Here is a 5,744-nt window from a genome sequence, read left to right as displayed (position 1 = left end):
TTCGCCGGCAGATCCTCCTCGCGGACTGAGCACTGTAACGCTCCGCGATCGGACCACAAGAAGTGGATCAGAGCCGAACGAAATGGCCGTTGACACTCCCGGGACTACTACCTCAGAAAGCGCGCTGAGGGGCTGCTGCACACCCAGGCGCTGCTCGCGCTGGCCCGGCGCCGGGTCGACGTGTTGTGGGCGATGCTGCGTGACAAGACGCTGTTCACCTCCGTCCCGCCGGTCACGCAAGCGGCTTGACACGATCATTGAGATTCCATCCTGGCCTCAGCGGTTGCGGGTCGGGGGTATGCGCTGATTCGGAGGGAGCCGTCCGCCTGCCGCCCGACCGAGAGCCCGCCGCGCCCGCCCGGCGCGCGCCAAAGCCAGTCCGGGCTGCGAAGCCCTGCGCCGGTCAGTGCGTGTCCGGCTGCTACCTGCGCACCGCGCGGACGGGGGCGGCGGCATGAGCCCGGAGGCGCAGGCCGCTGCGGAGGCGGCCCGGCTGGCGGCGGAGGTCGCCGCCCACCTGGCCCGCCTGCACGGACAGGGGGCGCAGTCGTGAGCAACAGCCCCGACCGCAAGCCGGGACCGAAGCGCCGGCGCCTGCTGAAGGCGCGTCTGGCGGAGCGGGACGGCGCGCAGTGCTTCTACTGCGCCACGCCGTTCGGTGACGGTCTGGTGGGCGCGACGGTGGATCACCTGATCCCGCGCTCGCTGCTGCACACGTGGGCACAGGCCGCGCTGGTGCTCGCCGGCTACCCGTGCAACGAGGCCAAGGGCGAAGCCCTGCCGCAGGCCCTGCTGCGCCCGGCGGCCGGGCAGTTCGGCCCCGGCCTGGTGCCGATCGGCGACCCCAACGCGCAGCCCCGCAGGCGCGCACACGCGTACGCGAGGTCCGGCCCCTCGGTCAAGTGGTGCCGCTGCCCGTGTGACGGCTGCCTGTCCACCCCCACTGCCCCGGCGGCTGGGGGTGGGCGGGGAGCCGGGCACCCGGCCCGGCCCGCAGATCAGCGAGGAGACCCATATGCCCAAGTTCGTGACAGGTCGCAAGGCATCCGAGGACGAGACGGCGAACCGGACCGGGCTGAAGCCGCCCGCCGGACACGTGACGTCCGGCGGTCCGGTGGCCAAGGGCCAGCCGAGGACGACGCCCAAGAAGTGACCGAGCGCGAGGCCGGGCGAAGTGCGTGTTCGCCCGGCCCCGCCGTGCCAGTGCACCACGATAACGGAGGAAGGATCGATGGGTAGGAAGAAGTTGGAGGCTGCGGGGCCGCCCGGGTCGGCGGCGCGGCTTCGGCTGGAGCTGACCGGGGCGGACTGGATCATCTCGGTCATCACGTGGGGGTCGGCGGCGGGGGGTGATCGTGTGGTCGATGCTGAATGCGACGCCGTACGTCCGCGCCCACGTGACGCCCGGGTGGGAGGACACCGCGTTCGTGCTGCCGGTCGTGGTCGACCTCGCGTTCGTCGGCTCCTTGCGGGCGGATGAGATCGCCTCCCGCTACGGTGCGTCCGGCGGGGTGTGGGCGGGGCTGCTACGCCTGTTCACCGGCGCGGCCAGCCTGTTTCTCAACGTGGGCCACTCGGCGGAGAACGGCGACTGGACCGGTGTGGCGCAGCACCTGATCGCGCCCGGCATCCTCGTCCTGGTCGCGGAAGCGGGGCCGGCCTACCGGCGCCGCCTGTCGAACCGGCTCACCGAAGTCGAGCTGGAGGAAGCAGCCAGGGCCGAGACCGCCCGCAAGGAGCAGGACCAGGAGGACGAGCGCAAGCGCAAGCTCGCCCAGGAGCGCGCCGAAGCCGACCGGATCCGCCAGCAGCGCCGGGAGGACCAGGTGTTCGCCCTCGACCTGGAGGAGAAGCGCGAGGCCGCCCGCGCCACCCGCGAGCTTCAGTCCCGGCGCCTGGACCTCGAGGACAAGCGCCTCACCCCGACGGCCGTTCCCGCAGTCCACAGCAGTGTTGACGGCACAACGGCACACCGTTACAACGGCACGACGGCACACGGCGTCCTGGCCCCGCAGCCGGAGCCCCGCCCCGCGCCCGTCAACGGGCACGCCCCGGCGCCGGTCCCGGCCGCACCGGTCCGTGTGCCTGTCGCGCCTGTCGTGTCCGCGCCCCGCACGGGGGTTTTGGCTCCGCAGGCCCGCACTAGAGCCGACAACGGCCCCGCTGTCGTGCCCACGGCCGACCCCCGCGCGACAGCGGCCGACAGGACCGCCACCGCTCCCGTGCCGTCTCCGGCGCCTCGTACGACGGACAGCGCAGCATTTGCCCGCCCCGCCGGCCCGGCCCCGGCGCCCGTGGCTGCCGCGCAGACCGGCCCGGCCCGGGTGACCGCCAGCGTCGACGAGCACCAGGAGCGGCCCGCCCCGCCTGCCGGCCCCGTGAAGGACTGGAACCTCCCCGGCCTCCCCGAGACCTGCGCCCCCGGCAGCGCCCCCGTGCTGCTCACTGAGGTCCAGGTGGCCGCCCGTATCGGCTACGGCCTCACCCTGGAATGGACCCAGCGCCGCATCGGCGAGTTCGCCGGACGGTCCGCCACGGTTGTTAATCGGCGGAAGAAGGAGCGGGAGCGGGCCGTGTAGCCCGAGTTCGGTCCCACAGCGGTGGGCGGCATCCCGGTGAGGGGGTGCTGCCCGCCTTGATTGATCTCAAGGTGATGTCGGTGGTCTTGGTCTACCGTCACCTGGTATCAGGCTGCTGAGCCCGTGCCTTCCGGGAGTGGCCCGGAAGGGGGTTCGGTCTTCCGGGCCACTCGCTGGAAACGCCCACCGGGGCAGTTAGTAGGACTGCGGCGGGCGATTCGGGGGTATACGGCCCGACGCCACGGGGGTGTGCCCCGGGCCGTATGTGCACCAGAGCAGCACATGAGTCTCCTGACTCAACAGAGTCATACGACCCGCACTTCGTGGTCGCTGCGCGCTGATTCCCGCAGTTCTGTGGCGGGGCCCCCGCCTGCTGGTGGCCACTTGCTGAAAACGCGCCCACCACCGGACAGTTATGGGACTGCCGGACGGGCGGTATTCGGGGCATACGGCCCGAGGCTCCACGGGGAGAGCCAGGCGTTGGTTGGCTGGTGGTGCCCCGGGCCGTATGTGCACCACAGCAACACAAGAGTGTGCCCATCGAGTGTTCCCGCGGCGTCGCATGTTCCGCCGCGTGCTGTGGTTCTTCCATGATCGCCCTTGGCTCCTGACCCAAACAGAGGCATACGACCCGCACTTCTGTCGATCCCGGACGCGGTGGCTCGCCGTGCAGCCTGCCAGGCCCCCGTGCTCAGCACACCAACACGAAACTGATCGAGATCGCCGAACAGGTCCTCAAACACGGCCAGGGCGCGGCCCTGCCGGATGCGCTGCTTCAGGAGCTCAACGCCGTTCTCGCCCGCCGCAGGTGCTGACCCCGTGCCGGGGCAGCATCGTCCAGGAGCGCGCGCGGGGGACGGTGGCCGCATCCAGTCCGAACTTGGCTCCGACGAGATCGTGGTGCTGGCCGACACCGAAGACGGCGGACACGGCGCTCCCGAGCTGCCGGAGGACTTCCACACCGATCTGCTGTTCGCGGTCGCCATGGCGCGGCGGGACGCGCGAGACGCAGCCGACGACGCGGATGAGCAGGACCGCATCCTGCTGGCCCAACTCGAGGACGGCCACTGGGTCTGGAAGATGTTCCGGCCCTCGGAGCCGGAACCCAAGCCGAGCTGACGGCTCACGCTGCACGAAGCCCCGGGCCATGACGCCCGGGGCTTCTCTGTGCATGGGCGCGCCCGGTTAAACGACCCGGGCCCGGACCGGTCACCGGCCAGAGGCACTTCACTTTGAGCGTCGTGCTGTGATCTGCATGGTCGGGGCGGCGGGAGCCGTGGTCGGTCTCATGGTCGGCCTCTGGAGCAAGGGGGTGGGTGCCGCCTCGGTGACGTCATCCTCGGTTGTTGGGCGTTCCCCATCCCCATGTGGTCGTGGGCCAGGGCCGGTCTGGTTCCGGGGCGGTGGGCTGTGCCGGTGCGGCGGGTGGGTGGTAGGCGCCCATCCAGCTGACTCTCTGTTCGGGGTCTTGGATGGGCCGCCAGACGGGTGCTGAGGGCCCGTCGCGGAGGATGTCGACCAGTGGGGCTGCGAGGACGGGGATGGCGCGGAGCAGGCGGTGCAGGCCAAGGACTTCGGTGATGCTGGCGTGCAGGGCACGCATCCGCGTGTCGATGCCGGCGGGGCCGGTGCCGTCCAGGACGAACAGCAGGCGGGGGAAGCGCGCGTAGCGGCGCTTCCACGTCTCCTGCGGCTGCGAAGCGGTGGCCCGCTGCCGGGGCCGGCCGAGGGGCATGGGGACGTAGTCGTGGAGGCGGGCATAGGCGGTCAGCTTCGCCGCGAGGCGTTCGGGTCCCATGGTGGCCCGGTCGACTTCCACGAAGGCCCGCAGCATCGATGCGCCGTTGCCGGAGTTGCGGTAGTAGAGCAGGGCGTCGGGGATGACGGCCTCGCCATTGCCGAGGGGGTGGTAGATCTCGGGGATGAAGTCCAGGGGCCGGCACACGTCCCCGCGCCGGCGCGCGTCCTGCAGGAACGCGAGGCCGGTCTCCGTCACCGTCAGTGTGTGACCCACCCTCAGCCGCGCGGCGGTGCGGTCCGACGTCAGCCGCGGCGGCCGCCACTCCCGCAGCTCCGGCCACTCCGAGGCCACCTCCACCCCGTACTGCGTGGCGAACCACACCCGGGTACGCCCAGCGCGCGGCAGGGTGATGCGGTCGACCAGGCCCTCCTCCCGGAGCTTCGCCAGCCTGCGCCTGGTCTGCTCGATCCGCACCCCCGGCGCGATGATCAGATGCATCTGCTCGGTGGTGGCCATCCGGTACTGCGCCACCACCGCCAGCGCCAGCCGGTCCGCCCCGCCCGTATCCACGTTCAACATCAGCGGTGCCCTCCTGTACGGTGCGGCACCCTCCGTCCGGCGCCGCGCGTACAACCCAGGCCAGCGGTCCGCCCCGGCCAAGATCCCGACCACCGGGGCCCGACCAGCGTCACGATCCGATAACCCCGCCCCCGACCAGGCCGACAACCCCGACCACACCCCTGCCGACAACCCCGCCCACAACCCACCGAGCCCTCACCGCAGGTGACGACGTTTCAACAGGTCACCAGGCACTTCTCACATGGTCGGCAGACCGACATCCCCCTCTGCACACCTCCGCACCCCAGCCAGACAAGAAAAAGGAAAAGGGAAGGGGCGGGCGGGACGGTCCGGTGCGCCTCGGGGGATCGGGGCGCACCAGCTGCCGGTTGCGCGTCGGCGGGGCCTCCGCGCTCGAGTACCGGACAGGGCTGGCCGGCGGCGCTTTCACCCGGACAGGTCCCGCCGCTGGGAGAGCAGCGATACCGTGGTCAGACAGCCGTTCCGCGTATGGGGAGTCCTCGATGACCGAACAGCCGGCCCCCGCTGAGCACGTCCGCCAGCAGCTCGAGCCCGCGGCCGCCGACGCGGTCCGCGCGTACGCTGCCCGCACCCGCGCGAACGCCGACCAGCTCGCCGCCGTCCTGGAGGACATCGCCGAGAACGGGCTGCCCTCGGTAGAGGCTTGCACCCCGTGGGAAGAGCTGCGCGAAACCCACCTCGCCCGCCTCGCCAAGCAACGCCCGGCCGTCGCCTGATGGCCCCACAGCAGCTCCCTTTCTCCCGCCAGCTTGAGCTGCTGCAGACCATCCCCGGCGTCGGCCAGGGCGTCGCCGAAGCCCTCATCGCGGAGACCGGCGGCGACA

At 71.6% G+C, this 5,744-nt stretch carries 5 protein-coding genes and 1 pseudogene; 5 read left to right on the top strand and 1 reads right to left on the bottom strand.

The genetic code is table 11. The annotated features are described in order from the left end of the window. Positions 1-96: 96 nt before the first annotated feature. From ABZ453_RS50200 to ABZ453_RS50185, 4 genes and pseudogenes are all read left to right on the top strand, one after another. Positions 97-249, top strand: a pseudogene (locus ABZ453_RS50200) (IS110 family transposase); the annotation flags it as partial. A 766-nt stretch (positions 250-1,015) separates the two neighbouring features. Continuing rightward, a complete protein-coding gene (locus ABZ453_RS50195; RefSeq protein WP_359026651.1) occupies positions 1,016-1,153 on the top strand; it encodes a hypothetical protein in 138 nt (45 codons plus the stop codon). A gap of 211 nt (positions 1,154-1,364) precedes the next feature. Beyond that, positions 1,365-2,579 carry a hypothetical protein gene (locus ABZ453_RS50190; RefSeq protein ID WP_359026649.1) on the top strand — a complete coding sequence of 405 codons (1,215 nt, stop codon included), beginning with the start codon at positions 1,365-1,367 and terminating at the stop codon, positions 2,577-2,579. Between the two features lie 819 nt (positions 2,580-3,398). After that, entirely contained in the window at positions 3,399-3,698 is a 300-nt protein-coding gene (locus tag ABZ453_RS50185) for a hypothetical protein (protein WP_359026647.1), read from the top strand. Between the two features lie 214 nt (positions 3,699-3,912). On the opposite strand, the gene ABZ453_RS50180 is transcribed toward ABZ453_RS50185, so the two are convergent. Continuing rightward, positions 3,913-4,899, bottom strand: coding sequence for a replication-relaxation family protein (locus ABZ453_RS50180; RefSeq protein ID WP_359026645.1), 987 nt, complete (start codon positions 4,897-4,899; stop codon positions 3,913-3,915). Between the two features lie 503 nt (positions 4,900-5,402). Between ABZ453_RS50180 and ABZ453_RS50175 the strand changes: the two genes are divergently transcribed. Further along, positions 5,403-5,636: a hypothetical protein gene (locus ABZ453_RS50175; RefSeq protein ID WP_359026643.1), complete on the top strand. Its 234-nt coding sequence runs from the start codon at positions 5,403-5,405 to the stop codon at positions 5,634-5,636. Positions 5,637-5,744 lie beyond the last annotated feature (108 nt).

Origin of the sequence: Streptomyces sp. NPDC005799 (genome assembly GCF_040630525.1) — a bacterium.
GTDB classification, from domain to species: domain Bacteria; phylum Actinomycetota; class Actinomycetes; order Streptomycetales; family Streptomycetaceae; genus Streptomyces; species Streptomyces griseorubiginosus_B.
Note: the sequence above shows the minus strand (reverse complement) of the source record. Positions and strands in the feature narration are given on the sequence as shown.